Annotated in this window: 7 protein-coding genes; all 7 read left to right on the top strand. The window is 75.2% G+C overall.

Annotated features, from left to right (window positions below; all coding sequences use genetic code 11):
* Positions 1-3: 3 nt before the first annotated feature.
* The 7 genes from ACFYML_RS14265 to ACFYML_RS14235 all read left to right on the top strand — a co-directional run bounded on the left by ACFYML_RS14265 (position 4) and on the right by ACFYML_RS14235 (position 18,066).
* Positions 4-14,934, top strand: coding sequence for an amino acid adenylation domain-containing protein (locus ACFYML_RS14265; RefSeq protein WP_387421003.1), 14,931 nt, complete (start codon positions 4-6; stop codon positions 14,932-14,934).
* Complete coding sequence (locus ACFYML_RS14260; protein WP_387421002.1) at positions 14,931-15,164, top strand: MbtH family protein; 234 nt, start codon at positions 14,931-14,933, stop codon at positions 15,162-15,164. Before ACFYML_RS14265 ends, ACFYML_RS14260 begins: the two co-directional genes overlap by 4 nt.
* Before the next feature lie 9 nt (positions 15,165-15,173).
* Positions 15,174-15,911 (top strand): 3-oxoacyl-[acyl-carrier-protein] reductase, encoded by a 738-nt coding sequence (gene fabG / locus ACFYML_RS14255; protein ID WP_387421001.1) that lies wholly within the window; start codon positions 15,174-15,176, stop codon positions 15,909-15,911.
* 74 nt (positions 15,912-15,985) lie between these two features.
* Positions 15,986-16,402: a 3-hydroxyacyl-ACP dehydratase FabZ family protein gene (locus ACFYML_RS14250; protein WP_387421000.1), complete on the top strand. Its 417-nt coding sequence runs from the start codon at positions 15,986-15,988 to the stop codon at positions 16,400-16,402.
* Complete coding sequence (locus tag ACFYML_RS14245; RefSeq protein ID WP_387420999.1) at positions 16,395-16,877, top strand: 3-hydroxyacyl-ACP dehydratase FabZ family protein; 483 nt, start codon at positions 16,395-16,397, stop codon at positions 16,875-16,877. The genes ACFYML_RS14250 and ACFYML_RS14245 overlap by 8 nt, the downstream gene beginning before the upstream one ends.
* Before the next feature lie 37 nt (positions 16,878-16,914).
* Positions 16,915-17,172 carry an acyl carrier protein gene (locus ACFYML_RS14240; RefSeq protein WP_387420998.1) on the top strand — a complete coding sequence of 86 codons (258 nt, stop codon included), beginning with the start codon at positions 16,915-16,917 and terminating at the stop codon, positions 17,170-17,172.
* A 78-nt stretch (positions 17,173-17,250) separates the two neighbouring features.
* Positions 17,251-18,066, top strand: coding sequence for an alpha/beta fold hydrolase (locus tag ACFYML_RS14235; protein ID WP_387420997.1), 816 nt, complete (start codon positions 17,251-17,253; stop codon positions 18,064-18,066).
* Positions 18,067-18,076: the final 10 nt, after the last annotated feature.

The raw sequence follows: 18,076 nt of genomic DNA, 5'->3' as shown, positions 1-18,076 counted from the left end.
GTGGTGAAGCAGTCACGCGTCGAGGACATCCTGCCGCTGTCACCGTTGCAGCAGGGACTGCTGTTCCACGCGCTGTACGACGGAGCGGCGTCGGACCTCTACACCGTCCAGTTCGCCCTGGACCTGACCGGTCCGGTCGACGGCGACCGGATGCGTCGCGCCCTCGGCGCGATCCTGGCCCGGCACGCCAACCTGCGGGTCGGCATCCGGCAGCGCAAGACCGGCGAGTCGGTCGCCGTGGTGCCGCGCGAGATCGCCCCGGCCTGGCAGGAGCACGACCTGACCGGCCACGCCGCGGCGGACCGGGACGACGAGGTGGCCCGGCTGCTCGCCGCGGACCGGGCCGCCGGGTTCGACCTGGCCCGCCCGCCGCTGCTGCGCGCCGCGCTGATCCGGACCGGACCGGAGCGGGCGAAGCTGGTGCTCACCAACCACCACGTCCTGCTCGACGGCTGGTCGATGCCGCTGCTGGCCAGGGAGCTGTTCGCGCACTACGTCGCCGGCGGGCACGACCGCACCCTGCCACCGGTCACCCCCTACCGTGACTACCTCGGCTGGCTCGACCGGCAGGACCGAGCCGCCGCCGAGCGGGCCTGGCGGGACGCGCTGCGCGGGCTGACCGGGCCGACCCTGCTCGCGCCGGCCGACCCGGCGCGCCCGGCGGCCGCACCCGAACAGCTCACCGTGGCTCTGCCCGCCGAACTCACCGCCGGGCTGACCGCCGCGGCCCGCAAGCTCGGCGTCACCCTCAACACCGTGGTCCAGGGCGCCTGGGCGCTGGTGCTCGGCATCCTCACCGGCGACGACGACCTGGTCTTCGGCGCCACCGTCGCCGGCCGGCCGCCGGAGCTGCCCGGTGTCGAGTCGATGCTCGGCCTGTTCATCAACACGGTGCCGGTGCGGATCCGGCTCGACCCGGCCGAGTCGCTGGCCGCCCTGCTGGCCCGGGTGCAGGACGAGCAGTCGGCGCTGATGACGCACCAGCACCTCGGCCTCGCCGACATCCGCCGGCTGGCCGGCACCGGCGACGGCGACCTGTTCGACACGCTGACCGTGTTCGAGAACTACCCCCTCGATCCGGCCGCGCTGGACCTGCCCGGCACGGGCCTGCGGGTCACCGCGGTCGCCGGGCACGACGCCACCCACTACCCGTTGACCCTGGCCGTGCTGCCCGGAGAACAGTTCACCCTGCGCCTGGACCACCGGCCGGACCTGCTGGACGCGGCGGCCGCCCGGCGCATCGCCGACCGCCTGGTCCGCCTGCTCAGCCAGGTCGTCGACGCGCCGCAGACCCCGGTCGCCGCGCTCGACGTGCTCGACGGCGCCGAGCGTGACGCCGTGCTCGGCGACTGGGCCGCCGGACCGCCGCCGGTGGCGCCGCGCACCTTCCCGGAACTGTTCGCCGCCCAGGTCGCGGCCCGACCGCAGGCGCCGGCCCTGATCGGCGACGACACCATGTCGTACGCCGAACTGGACGCCGCCGCCGACCGGCTGGCCCGGCTGCTCGTCGACCGCGGCGTCGGCCCGGAGCAGGTGGTCGCCCTCGCCCTGCCGCGCAGCCCGGAACTGGTCACCGCCGCGCTCGCGGTGAGCAAGGCCGGCGGCGCCTGGCTGCCGGTCGACCCGGACTACCCGGCGGACCGCATCGCGTTCATGCTCACCGACGCCCGGCCGGTGCTGCTGGCCACGCGGACCGGGATCGACCTGCCCGACACCGGCGTGCCCCGGCTGCTGCTCGACGAACCGTCCACCGTGGCCGACTGGGCGGCCCGGCCCCCCGGCCCGGTCACCGACGCCGAGCGCACCGCCCCGTTGCGGCCCGGCCACCCCGCCTACCTCATCTACACCTCCGGTTCCACCGGCCGGCCGAAGGGGGTGGTGGTCACCCACGCCGGCCTGTCCAGCTTCACCGCCGCGATCGTGGCCGGCTTCGACGTCGACCCGACCAGCCGGGTGCTGCAGTTCTCCTCGCCCAGCTTCGACGCGTCGGTCCTGGAACTCTGCGCCGCCTTCGGCGCCGGGGCGGCGCTGGTCGTACCGCCGCCGGGGCCGCTCGTCGGCGACGACCTGGCCGCCGTGCTGACCGGCCAGCAGGTGACCCACGCGCTCATCCCGCCGGCCGCGCTCGCCGGCCTGCCCACCGTGGCGCCGCCGGTGCTGCGCACCCTGGTGGTCGGCGGCGACGCCTGCGGCGAGGACCTGGTCGCCCGGTTCGCCCCCGGCCGGCGCATGGTCAACGCGTACGGGCCGACCGAGATCACCGTGGCCGCCACGCTCAGCGCGCCGCTGGTCCCCGGCGCCGGCGCCCCGCCGATCGGCGTCCCGGTCGCCGGTGCCCGCGCCTACGTCCTCGACCGGTTCCTGCGCCCGGTGCCGCCCGGCGTGCCCGGGGAGCTGTACATCGCCGGGGCCGGGCTGGCCCGCGGCTACCTGGACCGGTCGGCGCTGACTGCCGAGCGGTTCGTGGCGGACCCGTTCGCCGCCGAGCACGGTGGCCGGATGTACCGCACCGGCGACCTGGTGCGCTGGCGCGCCGACGGGACGCTGGAGTTCGTCGGCCGGGCCGACGCCCAGGTGAAGATCCGCGGCTTCCGGGTCGAGCCGGGCGAGATCGAGGCGGTGCTGTCCCGCCACCCGGCCGTCGGCCAGGTCGCGGTCATCGCGCGGGAGGACCAGCCGGGCGTGAAGCGCCTGGTCGGGTACGTGGTCCCGGCTCCCGGCGCGCTGGTCGACCCGGCCGCGCTGCGGGCGCACGTCGGCGCCAGCCTGCCCGAGTACATGGTGCCGGCGGCCGTCGTCGGCCTGCCGACGCTGCCGCTGACCCCGAGCGGGAAGCTGGACCGGCGGGCGCTGCCGGCCCCCGGGTTCACCGGCTCCGCCGGCGGCCGGGCCCCGGCCAACGACCGCGAGACCCTGCTCGCCGGGCTGTTCGCCGAGGTGCTCGGGCTGGACGCGGTGGGCGTCGACGAGAGCTTCTTCGACCTCGGCGGCGACAGCATCGTGTCGATCCAGCTGGTCAGCCGGGCCCGCAAGGCGGGACTGTCGTTCAGCCCCCGGGACGTCTTCGTGCACCGGACGGTGGCCGGCCTCGCCGCCGTCGCCGCGGACGACGCCATGCCGGTGCCCACCGACGACGGTACGGGTGAGGTGCCGCTGACCCCGATCGTGCACTGGCTGCGCGAGCGGGGCGGCCCGATCGACGGCTTCCACCAGTCGATGCTGGTGACCAGCCCGGCCGGGCTGCGGCCCGAGCAGCTGGTCGCCGCGGTGCAGGCGCTGGTCGACCACCATGACGCGCTGCGGCTGCGGCTGGTCCGCGACGCGGCGGGCGGCTGGCGGCAGGAGATCGGCCCGCGCGGCAGCGTGTCCGCGGCCGAGCTGGTGACCCGGATCGACGCGGCCGGGCTGGACGCCGACGAGCTGCGCGGGCTGGTCGAGGAGCAGACCAAGGCGGTCCAGGCCCGGCTGGCCCCGGGTGAGGGGCGGGTCCTGCAGGCGCTGTGGTTCGACGCCGGGGCCGACCGGCCCGGCCGGCTGCTGCTGGCCCTGCACCACCTGGTGGTCGACGGGGTGTCCTGGCGGATCCTGCTGCCCGACCTGGCCGCCGCCGCGCAGGCCGTCGCCGCCGGGCGTACCCCCGAACTGGAACCGGTGCGGACCTCGCTGCGCCGCTTCGCGGAGCACCTGGTCGCCGAGGCCGCGCGCCCCGAGCGGACCGCCGAACTGGCCGGCTGGCTGGACCGGCTCGGCGTCGCCGAGACCCCGCTCGCGGGGCGGCCGCTCGACCCGGCCCGGGACATCGTGGACGCCGGCCGACTGCTGACCGTCACCCTGCCCGCGGAGCGCACCACGCCGCTGCTGACCCGGGTGCCGGCAGCGTTCCACGGCCGGGTCAACGACGTGCTGCTCACCGCGCTCACCCTCGCGGTCACCCGGTGGCGGCGCCGGCGCGGCAGCCAGGAGGCCGGACTGCTGGTCGACCTGGAGGGCCACGGCCGGGAGGAACTCGCCGCCGGCCTGGACCTGTCTCGGACCGTCGGCTGGTTCACCACCATGTACCCGGTCCGGCTCGACCTCGGCCGGCTCGACCTGGACGAGGCGTTCGCCGGCGGCGCCGCCGCCGGGCGCGCGGTCAAGCGGGTCAAGGAACAGCTCCGCGCGGTGCCCGACAACGGCATCGGGTACGGCCTGCTCCGCTACCTCAACGCCGACACCGCCCGGCAGCTGGCCGACCGGCCGGCCGCGCAGATCGGCTTCAACTACCTCGGCCGGTTCGCCACCGCCGACGGCGGCGACACGGACTGGACGGTGGCCGCCGACGCCCGGGCCCTCGGCGGCGGTGCGGACGGCGCCCTGCCGGTGCCGCACGCCATCGAGGTCAACGCGGTCACCCGGGACCACGCCGACGGTCCCCGGCTGTCGGCGACCTTCTCCTGGCCGCAGACCCTGCTCGGCGAGGCGGACGTCCGCGAGCTGGCCGACGACTGGCTGGCCGCGCTGGACGCCCTGATCGCCCACGTCGCCACCCCCGGCGCCGGCGGGCACACCCCGTCCGATCTGCTGCTGCCCCTGTCCCAGGAGGAGATCGAGGCGATCGAGGCGGCCCAACCGGCCGCCAGCGACCTGCTGCCGCTGTCCACCCTGCAGGAGGGGCTGCTCTTCCACGCCCTGTACGACGGACCGGACCGCGACGTCTACACCGTGCAGCTCTGCTTCGACCTGGCCGGTGAGCTGGACGCGGAAGCCCTGCGCGGTGCCGCCGACGCCCTGCTGGCCCGGCACGCCAACCTGCGGGCCGCGTTCCGCCAGCGTCCGTCCGGCGAGTCGGTGCAGGTCGTGGTGGACGGGCTCCGAGCCGGCTGGCGGGAGCACGACCTGCGGGAGCTGGCCGGGACCGAGCAGGCCGACCAGGTTTGCGCGCTGCTCGCCGCCGACCGGGCCGAGGGCTTCGACCTGACCCGCCCGCCGCTGCTGCGGTTCACCCTGCTGCGGCTGGCGGACACGGCACACCGGCTGGTGCTCACCAACCACCACATCCTGCTCGACGGCTGGTCGGTGCCGACGCTGATGCGGGAGCTGCTGGCCCTGTACGCCGCCGGCGGCGACGACCGGCAGCTGCCCCGGGTGGCGCCCTACCGCGACTACCTGGCCTGGCTCGGCGCGCAGGACCGGGCGACCGCGGAGCGGGCCTGGGCCGAGGCCTTCGCGGGCCTGGCCGAGCCGACCCTGCTCGCCCCGGCCGACCCGGCCCGGGCCCCGGAGCTGCCCGACCGGCTTGTCCTCGACCTGCCGGCCGAGCTGACCGCCGACCTGCAGGCGCAGGCCCGGCGGCACGGCGTCACCCTCAACACCATTTTGCAGGGCGCTTGGGGGGCGCTGCTCGGCGCGCTGACCGGCCGCGGCGACGTGGTGTTCGGCGGCACGGTCTCCGGCCGTCCGCCGGAGATCGCCGGCGTGGAGACCATGGTCGGGCTCTTCATCAACACCCTGCCGGTCCGGCTGCGGCTGGACCCGGCCGAGCCGGTCGCCCGAATGCTGCTGCGCCTGCAGGACCAGCAGTCCGCGCTGATGGCCCACCAGCACCTGCCACTCACCGAGGTGCAGCGGCTGGCCGGGCACGGGGAACTCTTCGACACCCTGGTGGTCTTCGAGAACTACCCCCTCGACCCAAAGCTGCTGACCCTGCCCGGCACCGGGCTGCGGCTGACCGGGGTCTCCGGCCGGGACGCCACCCACTACCCGCTCACCGTCACCGCGATCCCCGGCGAGCGGCTGCGGCTGCAACTGGACCACCGCACCGACCTGTTCCCGGCCGACGCGGCGCAGCGTCTCGCCGACCGGCTGCTGCGGCTGCTCACCACCGTCGCCGCCGACCTGGACACCCCGGTCGGGCGGCTGGACGTCCTCGACCCGGCCGAGCGGCGGCTCGTGCTGGCTGACTGGAATGACACCACCCGGCCCGAGCCGGCGCTGACCGGCGGGGTGGCCGCCCGGTTCGCCGCGCAGGCCGCCCGCACCCCGGACCAGGTCGCCGTCCGCGCCGCCGACGGCGCCACGCTGACCTACCGGGAACTCGACGCCCGGGCCAACCGGCTGGCCCAGCACCTGGTGGCGCTCGGCGTCGCCGCCGAGGACCGGGTCGCCCTGCTCCAGGAACGCTCGGTCGACCAGGTGGTGTCGGTGCTGGCCATCCTCAAGGCCGGCGCCGCGTACGTCCCGCTGGACCCGCGCTACCCGGCCCACCGGTTGACCCACATCGCCGCCGACACCGCCAGCTCGGTGCTGCTCACCGACCGGGCCATGGCCGGCCTGCGGTTCGACCACGACCTGACCGTGGTGGCCGTCGACGGCGACGCCGCCGCCGAGATCGCCGCCCGGCCGGACGCCGACCCGGGCCGGCCCGCCCACCCCCGGCAGCTCGCCTACGTCATGTACACCTCCGGGTCGACCGGCACCCCCAAGGGTGTCGCGGTCACCCACCACGACGTGCTCAGCCTCGCCGCCGACCGGTGCTGGCGGACCGACCGGCAGCGCCGGGTGCTGCTGCACTCGCCGCTGGCCTTCGACGCCTCGACGTACGAGCTGTGGGTGCCGCTGCTGAACGGCGGTGAACTGGTCGTGGCCCCGCCGGGTGACCTGAGCATGGACGACCTGCGGGCCGTCCTCACCGGTGGCCAGGTGACCGCGCTGTGGCTGACGGCCGGCCTGTTCCGGCTGCTGGCCGAGGAGACCCCGAAGGCGTTCGCCAAGGTCCGTGAGGTCTGGACCGGCGGTGACGTGGTGCCCGCGCCGATGGCGCGCCGGGTGCTGGCCGCCTGCCCGGGCCTCGTGGTCGGCGACGGCTACGGCCCGACCGAGACCACCACGTTCGCCTCGCACCACCTGATGCACGCCGTGGCCGAGGTGCCGGACTCGGTGCCGATCGGCCGGCCGCTGGACAACATGCGGCTGTACGTGCTGGACGACTACCTGCGCCCCACCCCGCCCGGGGTGGCCGGTGAGCTGTACATCGCCGGCGCCGGGCTGGCCCGCGGTTACCTGAACCGGTCGCGGCTGACCGCGGAGCGGTTCGTGGCGAACCCGTTCGGCGCCGCCGGCACCGGTGACCTCGGCTCCCGGATGTACCGGACGGGAGACGTGGTCCGCTGGCGGCCCGACGGCACCCTGGAGTTCGTCGGCCGCGCCGACGAGCAGGTGAAGATCCGCGGCTTCCGGATCGAGCTCGGCGAGATCGAGGCGGTGCTGGCCCGCGACCCCGGCCTGGGGCAGGTGGCCGTGGTGGTCCGCGAGGACCGGCCCGGCGACAAGCGGCTGGTCGCCTACGTCGTACCGGCCGCCGACGCGGCGCCGCCGGACCCGGCCGCGCTGCGCGCGCAGGCCGCCGCGGTGCTCCCGGAATACATGGTCCCGGCCGCGGTGGTGGTGCTGGACACCCTGCCGCTGACCGGCAACGGCAAGGTGGACCGCCGGGCCCTGCCGGCACCCGACTACGCGGCCGGCTCCACCCGGCGGGCGCCGCGCACCCCGCAGGAGGAGGTGCTCTGCGGGCTCTTCGCCGACGTGCTCGGCCTGCCCGAGGTCGGCATCGAGGACAGCTTCTTCGCCCTGGGCGGCCACTCCCTGCTGGCCACCCGCCTGGTCAGCCGGATCCGCACCGCGCTCGGTGCGGAACTGGCCATCCGGGACCTGTTCGAGTCGCCCACCGTGGCGGGGCTCGCCGCCCGGCTCGGCGGCGCGAAGCAGGCCCGCCGGGCGCTGGCGCCGATGCCCCGCCCGGAGCGGATCCCGCTGTCGTACGCGCAGAACCGGCTCTGGTTCATCAACCGGCTCTCCGGCGCCGACTCCCCGTACAAGATCCCGATCCTGCTGCGGCTGACCGGCGACCTGGACGTGGCCGCGCTGCGCGCCGCGCTGCGCGACGTGCTCGAGCGCCACGAGAGCCTGCGCACGATCTACCCGGACGCCGACGGCGACCCGTACCAGGTGATCCTGACCGCCGACGCGGCCTGCCCGCCGATCACCGTGGAGACCGTCGACCCGGCCGAGGTACGCGAGCTGATGCTCGCCGAGACCCGGCGCGGGTTCGACCTGGCCGTCGACCCGCCGCTGCGGACCCGGCTGTTCGACCTCGGCGGCGGCGAGTACTTCCTGCTGCTCGTGCTGCACCACATCGCCGGTGACGGCTGGTCGATGGCCCCGCTCGGCCGGGACTTCTCCGCCGCGTACGCCGCGCGGGTCGCCGGGCGGGCACCGGAGTTCCTCCCGCTGCCCGTGCAGTACGCCGACTACGCCCTCTGGCAGCGCGCGGTGCTCGGCGATGAGTCCGACCCGGACAGCGCCATCGCGGAGCAGGTGCGGTTCTGGCGGGACACGCTGGCCGGCGCGCCGGACGAGCTGACCCTGCCGGCCGACCGGCCGCGCCCGCCGGTCGCCAGCCACCAGGGCGGGATGCTCGGCTTCGTCGTCGAACCGGCGCTGCACGAGCGGCTCAACGCGCTGGTGCACGCCACCGGGGCCAGCCTGTTCATGGTGTTCCAGGCGGCCCTGGCGGCGCTGCTCACCCGGCTCGGCGCCGGCACCGACGTGCCGATCGGCAGCCCGATCGCCGGCCGTACCGACGACGCCGTCGACGAGCTGGTCGGCATGTTCGTCAACACGCTGGTGCTGCGCACCGACACCGCCGGTAACCCCACCTTCCGGCAGCTGCTGGACCGGGTCCGCGAGGCCGATCTGGCCGCGTACTCGCACCAGGACACCCCGTTCGAGCGGCTGGTCGAGGTGCTCAACCCGCCCCGGTCGATGGCCCGCAACCCGCTGTTTCAGGTCATGCTGGTGCTGCAGAACAACGCCACGGTCGACCTGGACCTGCCCGGCCTGCGGGTCGTGGTGGACAACGTCGGGGCGCACGCCGCCCAGTTCGACCTGTCCATCGACCTCACCGAGCGGCCGGCGGGCGCCGGCGGCATCGACGGCCGGCTGGACTACAGCCACGACCTGTTCGACGAGACCACCGCCGAGCGGATCCTCGCCGGGTTCCTCCGCATGCTGGAGGCCGCCGTCGCCACCCCGGACGCGCCGATCGGCGCCGTCGACGTGGTCGGCCCGGCTGAACGGCAGCGGATGCTGGTCGACTGGAACGCCACCGGCCGGCCGGTGCCCGGCGAGGACCCGGTGACCCTGATCCGGGCGGTGGCCGCCGCGCGGCCCGACGCGGTCGCGGTGACCGACCCGCGGCAGACCCTCACCTACGCCGGGCTGATCGCCCGCGCCGACGAGCTGGCCGCCCGGCTGCGGGCCGCCGGCACCGGGCGGGGCTCCCTGGTCGCGCTGCTGACCGACCGGGGCGCCGACGCGATCACCGGGGTGCTGGCCGCGCTCACCGCCGACGGCGCCTACCTGCCGCTGGACCCGCGCTCGCCGGTGGCCCGCAACGCTGACCTGCTGGTCGACAGCGGCACCCGCTGGCTGCTGGTCGACCAGGCGCACGAGGCACTGGCTGCCGAGGTGGTCGCCGCCGCCGGTGTCCCGGTCACCGTCCTGCCGCTGGCCCAGGCCGGCCCGCCGGTCGGGTCCGCGCCGCTGGCCGCCGGCCTGGCCGACCTGGCGTACGTCATCTTCACCTCCGGCTCCACCGGCCGCCCCAAGGGTGCCATGGTGCACCGGCGGGGAATGCTCAACCACCTGCTGGCCAAGGTGGAGGACCTGGACCTCACCGAGGCGGACGTGGTGGTGCAGAACGCCGCGCTCACCTTCGACGTCTCGGTCTGGCAGATGCTCTCCTCGCTGCTCACCGGCGGCAGCGTCGACGTGGTCGACGACGACACCGCGCTGGACCCGGGCGCCCTGTTCGGCCGGGTGGAGCGGCACGGCGTGACCATCCTCGAGGTGGTGCCGTCGCTGCTGCGCACCGCGCTGGACGCCTGGGACGCCGGCGCCCCGGTGCCCGAGCTGCCGAAGCTGCGCTGGCTGCTGGTCACCGGCGAGGCGCTGCCGCCGCAGCTGTGCCACCGCTGGCTCGCCCGGTTCCCGCAGATCCCGCTGCTCAACGCGTACGGGCCGACCGAGTGCTCCGACGACGTGACGCACGCGGTCATCGCCACCCCGGCCGACGTTGACGCGGACCGGGTGCCGATCGGCCGGGCCATCCGCAACACCCAGCTGTACGTGCTCGACGCCAACCTGCAGCCGGTGCCGCCCGGGGTGCCGGGTGAGCTGTGCGTCGGCGGCGTCGGGGTGGGCTTCGGCTATCTGGGCGACCCGCGCCGCACCGCCACCGTCTTCGTCGCCGACCCGTTCACCGACCGGCCCGGCGCCCGCCTCTACCGCACCGGCGACCGGGTCCGCTACCGCCCCGACGGGCAGCTGGAGTTCCTCGGCCGCAACGACGACCAGGTCAAGATCCGCGGCCAGCGGATCGAGCTGGGCGAGGTCGAGGCGGCGCTGCGGGCCGCGGTCGGGGTGACCGCCGCCGCCGTGGCGGTGAACACCGACCCGGCCGGCACCAACCGCCTCGTCGGCTACGTCGTCGGCGACACCGACCCGGAGGCGGTCCGCGACCACGTGGCCGCCCGGCTGCCGGACGCCATGGTGCCCTCGGTGGTGGTCCGGCTGGACGCGCTGCCGTTGAGCGCCAACGGCAAGGTCGACCGCAAGGCGCTGCCCGCGGTGGACTTCGGCTCGGCCGGCGGGCGGCCCGCCCGCACCCCGCAGGAGGAGCTGCTCTGCGGCGTCTTCGCCGACGTGCTCGGGGTGGCCCGGGTCGGCGTGGACGACGACTTCTTCGCCCTCGGCGGCCACTCGCTGCTGGCCACCCGGATCGTCAACCGGATCCGCGCGGTCTTCGGCGTGGAGCTGCCGATCCGGGCGGTCTTCGAGACCCCGACCGTCGCCGGCCTCGCCGCGCGGCTGCTGGCCGGCGGGGAGAGCCGCCCGCCGCTGCGCCCCGGGCCGCGCCCGGAGCTGGTGCCGGTGTCCTACGCCCAGCGGCGGCTGTGGTTCCTCAACCGCTTCGACGACTCCGACGTCAGCTACAACGTGCCGCTGGCGCTGCGGCTGCACGGCGACCTGGACCGGGCCGCGCTGCACGCCGCGCTGGCCGACGTGACGGCCCGGCACGAGACGCTGCGCACCGTCTTCGTCGAGGTCGACGGCGAGCCGTACCAGGGGGTCCTCGACCCGGCGGCGGCGGTGCCCACGCTGGCCGAGCACGACGTCACCGAGGCGGACCTGCCCGTCGCGCTGGCTGCCGCGATCGGGCACCGGTTCGACCTGGCCGGCGAGCCGCCGCTGCGCGCCGACCTGTTCCGGCTCGCCGACGACGAGCACGTCCTGCTGCTGCTGATGCACCACATCGCCAGCGACGGGCAGTCGGCCGGGCCGCTGTCGGCCGACCTGGCCGCCGCGTACACCGCCCGGCGGGCCGGCCGGGCGCCCGACCTGCCCGCCCTGCCGGTCCAGTACGCGGACTTCGCGCTCTGGCAGCGTGCCGTGCTGGGCGCGGAGACCGACCCGGACAGCCTGGTCAGACGGCAGACCGGCTACTGGGCGCAGACCCTCGCCGGGCTGCCCGAGCAGCTGGAGCTGCCGGTCGACCGGCCCCGCCCGGCGGTGTCCAGCCGGCGCGGCGGCAGCGTCACCTTCGAGGTGCCGGCCGACCTGCACGCCCGGCTGACCGACCTGGCCCGCGAGCGGCAGGCGAGCCTGTTCATGGTGGCCCAGGCCGGCCTGGCCGCCCTGCTCACCCGGCTCGGCGCGGGGGAGGACGTGCCGTTGGGCACCCCGATCGCCGGTCGGGTCGACGAGGCGGTCGACGGGCTGATCGGGTTCTTCGTCAACACGCTGGTGCTGCGCACCGACACCTCCGGAGACCCGACCTTCGGCGAGCTGCTGGACCGGGTCCGGGCCACCGACCTGGCCGCGTACGCCCACGCGGACGTGCCGTTCGAGCGGCTGGTCGAGGTGCTGAACCCGGCCCGGTCGGTGGCCCGCCACCCGCTGTTCCAGGTGGTGCTGGCGGTGCACAACCACGCCCGCCTCGACGTGACGCTGCCCGGCCTGACCGTGTCAGGGCTGCCGGCGGGCACCGGCGGGGCCAAGTTCGACCTGAACGTCAGCCTCGCCGAGCAGGTGGACGACGCCGGCGCTCCGGCCGGGCTGGCCGGCCGGATCGAGTACAGCGCCGACCTGTTCGACCACGGCACCGTCGAGCGGATCGCCGACCGGCTGCGCACCATGCTCGCCGCGCTCGCCGCCGACCCGGACCAGCCGATCGGCGCGGTGGACCTGCTCACCGGACCGGAACGCGAGCAGGTGCTGGTGACCTGGAACGACACCGCCGCCCCGGTGCCGGCGGCCACCCTGCCGGAGCTGTTCGCCGCGCAGGTCGTCCGTACCCCGGACGCGCCGGCCCTGGTCGACGCGGACACCGAGCTGAGCTACGCCGAGCTGGACGCGTACAGCAACCGGCTGGCCCGGCTGCTGATCGCGCGGGGCGTCGGTCCGGAGCGGTTCGTCGCGGTGGCCCTGCCCCGCTCGGCCCGGCTGGTCGGCTGGCTGCTCGCGGTGCTCAAGGCCGGCGGCGCGTACGTGCCGGTCGACCCGGCCTACCCGGCGGACCGGATCGCCTTCATGCTCGCCGACACCGCGCCCGCGTTGCTGCTCACCGACGCGGCCACGGCCGCCGAGCTGCCGGCGGGCGGGGTGCCGCGGCTGCTGGTGGAGGAGTGCGACCCGGACGGCTTCGCCGCCGAGCCGGTCACCGACGCCGGCCGGGCCGCCCCGCTGCGGCTGACCAACCCGGCGTACGTCATCTACACCTCCGGCTCGACCGGTCGGCCCAAGGGGGTGGTGATCGAGCACCGCTCGCTCACCGACTACCTCACCTTCGCCGGCGGCGACTACCAGGGCGTACGCGGCAGCGCGCTGCTGCACTCGTCGATCTCGTTCGACCTGAGCGTCACCGGCATGTGGGTGCCGCTGACCGTCGGCGGCACGGTGCACGTCGCCGGCCTGGACGACGACCCCGCGACCCGGGAACGGCTGGGCCGGCACGCCTGCACCTTCCTGAAGGCCACTCCCAGCCACCTGCCGCTGCTGGCCGCGCTGCCGGACGACTACGCCCCGACCGCCGAGCTGCTGCTCGGTGGGGAGTTGCTGCTCGGCGAGGTGGTCGACGAGTGGCGCCGGGAGCACCCGGGCGTGGCGGTGTACAACATGTACGGCCCGACCGAGACCACGGTCAACTGCACCGAGTACCGGATCGCACCGGGTGCGGTGATCCCGCCCGGCCCGCTGCCGATCGGCGGCCCGCTGGCCAACACCCGGCTGTACGTGCTCGACGCCCGGCTGCGGCCGGTGCCGCCCGGCGTGCCCGGTGAGCTGTACGTCGCCGGTGGCGGCCTGGCCCGCGGCTACCTGGCCCGGCCGGGCCAGACCGCCGGGAAGTTCGTGGCCGACCCGTTCGGCGCGCCCGGCACCCGGATGTACCGCACCGGCGACATCGTGCGGTGGACCGACACCGGCGACCTGATGTTCCTGCGCCGGGTCGACGACCAGGTCAAGCTGCGCGGGTTCCGGATCGAGCTGGGCGAGATCGAGGCGGTGCTGGCCGGTCACGACGACGTGGCCCGCTGCGCGGTGATCGTCCGCGAGGACCGCCCCGGCGACCAGCGGCTGGTCGGGTACGTCGTACCGGCACCCGGCCGGAGTCCGCAGCCGGCCGAGCTGCGCGCCACGGTCGCCGCGGCGATGCCGGAATACATGGTGCCGGCGGCCGTGGTGGTGCTGGCCGAGCTGCCGCTGACCCCGAACGGCAAGCTGAACCGGGGTGCCCTGCCGGTGCCGGACGCGGCCGACACGGGCGCCGGCGCGCAGCGGCGCGCCCCGCGCAGCCACCGGGAGCGGGTGCTGTGCGGGCTGTTCGCCGAGGTGCTCGGCGTACCCGAGGTGGGCATCGACGACGCCTTCTTCGACCTGGGCGGGCACTCGCTGCTGGCCACCCGGCTGATCAGCCGGGTCCGCGCCACCTTCGAGGTGGACCTGGCCCTGCGTACGCTGTTCGAGGCGCCGACGGTGGCCGAGCTGGCCGACCGGCTCGACACCGCCGACGACGACGGCCGCAGCGCCTTCGACGTGCTGCTGCCGCTGCGCCGGCACGGCGCCCGGCCGCCGCTGTTCTGCGTCCACCCGGCCAGTGGCTTCAGCTGGTCCTACTCCGGCCTGATGGGGCACCTCACCGACCGGCCGATCTACGGCCTGCAGTCGCGGGGCCTGGCCGAGCGCGCCGAACTGCCGGGCAGCGTCGGGCAGATCGCCGAGGACTACCTGGCCCGGATCCGGGAGGTCCAGCCGGCCGGCCCGTACCACCTGCTGGGCTGGTCGTTCGGCGGGCTGATCGCGCACGAGATCGCCGCCCGGCTGCGGGCCGACGGCGAGCAGGTGGCGCTGCTGGCGCTGCTGGACTCGTTCCCGAAGACCGAGGCGGAGCGGGCCGAGCCGGGCATCCTCAACCGGGCCGAGTTCCTGGCCGGGATGCTGCAGCTGGCCGGCTACCCGGGCGACGCCGCCGCCGCGCAGGTCGACGAGGAGCAGGTCGCCGAGCTGCTCAGCCGCAACGAGGGAGTGCTCGGCCGGCTGGAGGCCCGGCACATCACCGCCCTGTACGAGGTGTTCGCCAACAACTCCCGGCTGGCCCGGGAGCACCGCCCGGGGCACGTCGACCTCGACGCGCTGCTGTTCGTCGCCACCCGCGACCGGGCACCCGGGGCGGACCCGCGGGCCGCCTGGCGGCCACACCTGTCCGGCGGCGTGCGGACGCACGACGTCGACTGCCAGCACAACGACATGACCCAGCCGGAACCCCTGGCCGCCATCGGCCGGGTGCTGGCCGAGCGGCTGAGCGCGATCGACACCGAGCGAGAGGGAGAAACGCGATGAGCAGCAACCCGTTCGAGAACGAGGAGGGCCGGTACGTGGTGCTGGTCAACGACGAGGGGCAGCACTCGCTGTGGCCGTCGTTCGTGCCGGTGCCCGACGGCTGGCACACCGCCTTCGGCGACGACAGCCGGCAGGCCTGCCTCGACTACGTCGAGCGCGAGTGGACCGACATGCGCCCGAAGAGCCTGATCGCCGCGATGGCCGCCGACGGCGTCGCCGCGGCCCGTTAGGAGGACCGGATGGAGCAGCGCACCGCGCTGGTCACCGGCGGCTCGCGCGGCATCGGCCGCGCGGTGGCGCTGCGGCTGGCCGAGGACGGGTACGACGTGGCGTTCTGCTACCGCAGCGGCGGCGAGGCGGCGGCGGAGACGGCCGACGCGATCAAACAGCGGGGGGTGCGCTGCTTCCACGCCCCCTGCGACGTGGCCGACCCGGACGCGGTGACCGCGTTCGTCGCCGCCGCCGAGGCGGAGCTCGGGCCGGTGGAGGTGCTGGTCAACAGCGCCGGCATCGTCCGGGACAAGCCGCTGGTGCTGATGCCGTTCGCCGACTGGGCGGCGGTGCTGGACACCAACCTCACCGGCACCTTCAACTTCTGCCGGACCGTGGTGTTCGGCTTCATGAAGCGCAAGCGCGGCACCGTCATCAACATGTCCTCGGTGGCCGGGGTGTACGGCAACGCCACCCAGGCCAACTACTCGGCCAGCAAGGGCGGGATCAACGCGATGAGTCGCGCGCTGGCCAAGGAGCTGGGCCCGTACGGGGTGCGGGTGAACGTGGTGGCGCCCGGGTTCATCGAGACGGACATGACCGCGGCGCTGTCCGAGAAGGCGCGGGCGAAGGCCGTCGGCATGATCCCGCTGCGCCGGCTCGGCCAGCCGGCCGACGTCGCGGAGCTGGTGTCCTTCCTGGCCTCCGACCGGGCCGGGTACGTCACCGGCCAGGTGCTGCAGGTCGACGGCGGGATCGTGCTCTGACGGCCCGAGCCGACCTTAAGCCGGCCTCGAGCCCACGCCGGTGCAATACGGACAGCGAATCGGAGAGGAGGGCCATGAGCCGCAGTTTCGCCGCACCCCTGGACGCGGTCGACGAGGTGCGAACGAGCGCCGACGGCATCACGGCGACCAAGCGGATCGTGGCCACCGACCCGTATCTGGCGGGCCACTACCCCGGCTTTCCCATCTACCCGGGAGTGTTCACCGTGGAGACGGTCCACCAGGCGGCCCGCCGGGCCGTCGAGGCCAGCCGCGGCCCGGACGTCCGGGTGGAGCTGGCCGCGGTGCGGTCGGTGCGGTTCAAAGCGCCGCTGCTGCCCGGTGACCTGCTCACCGTGAGCTGCCAGCTGCGCGACGACCCGGACGACCCGCGCCGGGTCCGGGTGGTCGCCGACTGCCGCCGCGGCGACGGCGCGGCCAGCGCCAAGGTCACCCTGGAGCTGCGCGTGCGGTCGGGGGCGACCCATGCTTGAGTACGCCGACCTCACCGCGATCCTGCCCCACCGGCACCCGATCCTGCAGGTGGACCGGGTCCTCGAGGTGGAACCCGGCCGGCGCATCGTGGCGACCAAGGCGGTCACCGGCACCGAGCCGTGCTTCGCCGGTCTCGCCGAAGGACTGCCAAACTCCGCGTACGCCTATCCGGCGGCGCTGATCGTGGAGTCGCTCGGGCAGGCCGGGGCGGTGCTCTGGCTGCTCTCCGCCCGCGCCACCGGCGAGACGCCGGAGGGCACCCTCGTCTTCGGCGCGGCCCGGGACTTCGAGTTCCTCGGCGCCGCGTACCCGGGCGACGTCCTGCGCCACGAGGTGGTGGTGGAGTCGCTCAAACCGAACAGCGCGGTCATGCGCGGCGAGACCTGGGTCGGTGAGCGGCGGATCGCCGTCGTCGGCTCGATGCTCGCGGTCGCCCGGCCGGACACCGAACTGGCCGCCGGGCCGACCGGCTGAGCCATCCAGTCACACCTAGAGAAGGGAAGGCAGCACGATGACCCAGGTCATGAGCAACCGGATGAACGAGTTGCGCGAGATCGTCGCCGAGGTGCTCGAGGTGGAGCCCGAGGAGATCACCGAGACCAGCCACTTCATCGACGACCACGAGGCGGACTCGCTGCGGGCGATCGAGATCCTGGCCCGGCTGGAGAAGATGTACAAGATCGAGATCCCGCAGACCGAGCTGCCCAAGATGGAGAACCTGCGCGCCGTCTACGACGTCGTCAAGCAGCATGCCGGCTGGCAGGACTGACCCACATGACCGCCCCGGTCCCGCCGCGGGCAGCCACCACCTGGTGGCCCCGCGGCGGGCGAGGCTCGGAGGTACGCCGTGACCTGGTATCCCGTCGTCGAGGCCGAGTGCCACGGCGAACGCCTTGCCGTGCACCGCGGTCCGGGCCGCGGCCCGGCGCTGGTGCTCGCGCACGGCATGGAGGACTCCTGGCACACCTGGCAGCCGTTCCTCGACGCGCTGGGCGCTGACCTCCCCTTCACCCCCTACGCCCTCGACCTGCCCTGGCGCGCCGGCGCCGAGTACGAATGGGTGCACCGCACCAGCCCCGCAACGCTGCTGCGGCACGCCCTGGCCCTGCTCCCCGAACCGCCCGCCCTGCTGGTGGGCCACTCGTTCGGGGCGAACGCGGTGCTGGAACTCCTCGCCGCAGCCGAACTGCCCGCGGCGGACGGTGTCGTGCTGCTCGCCCCGTACTTCCGGCCCCCCGACGACCCGGTCAGCTGGCGGCTCTTCGACCGGGAACTCGCCCGGTTCCGCGCCGTGATCGGCGAGGGACTCCGGCTCCGGCTGGGCCGCCGGCGGCACACCCTGGACCCGGACCTGGTCGACACCATGGTCGCGAAGGCCCTCGACCGGGTTGGCCCGCTCGGCTTCGTCGCCCTGCTCCGCCAGTTCATCACGACCGCCGATCTCGGACTCGACACCGTCACGGTGCCCACCCTGGTGGTCACCGGCGCGCTCGACCCGGCCCTCGCCGGCGCCCGCACCGAGGCGCTCCGCCGGGCGATGCCGGTGGCGTCCGTGCACACCAGGTCCGACGGCGGTCACTTCTGCCACCTGGAGCAGGCCGCCGCGGTGACCGCGGAGATCCGGCGGTTCCTCGCGGCGCTGCCCACCCCGACCGTCGCCTGACCCCGAGGAG

Origin of the sequence: Micromonospora sp. NPDC007230, from assembly GCF_042869115.1 — a bacterium.
GTDB lineage: Bacteria > Actinomycetota > Actinomycetes > Mycobacteriales > Micromonosporaceae > Micromonospora.
Note: the sequence above shows the minus strand (reverse complement) of the source record. Positions and strands in the feature narration are given on the sequence as shown.

Coding starts and splice junctions, on each gene's coding strand:
- fabG (WP_387421001.1), top strand. CDS start 15,174: ATGGAGCAGCGCACCGCGCTGGTCACCGGCGGCTCGCGCGGCATCGGC.
- ACFYML_RS14250 (WP_387421000.1), top strand. CDS start 15,986: ATGAGCCGCAGTTTCGCCGCACCCCTGGACGCGGTCGACGAGGTGCGA.
- ACFYML_RS14240 (WP_387420998.1), top strand. CDS start 16,915: ATGACCCAGGTCATGAGCAACCGGATGAACGAGTTGCGCGAGATCGTC.
- ACFYML_RS14245 (WP_387420999.1), top strand. CDS start 16,395: ATGCTTGAGTACGCCGACCTCACCGCGATCCTGCCCCACCGGCACCCG.
- ACFYML_RS14260 (WP_387421002.1), top strand. CDS start 14,931: ATGAGCAGCAACCCGTTCGAGAACGAGGAGGGCCGGTACGTGGTGCTG.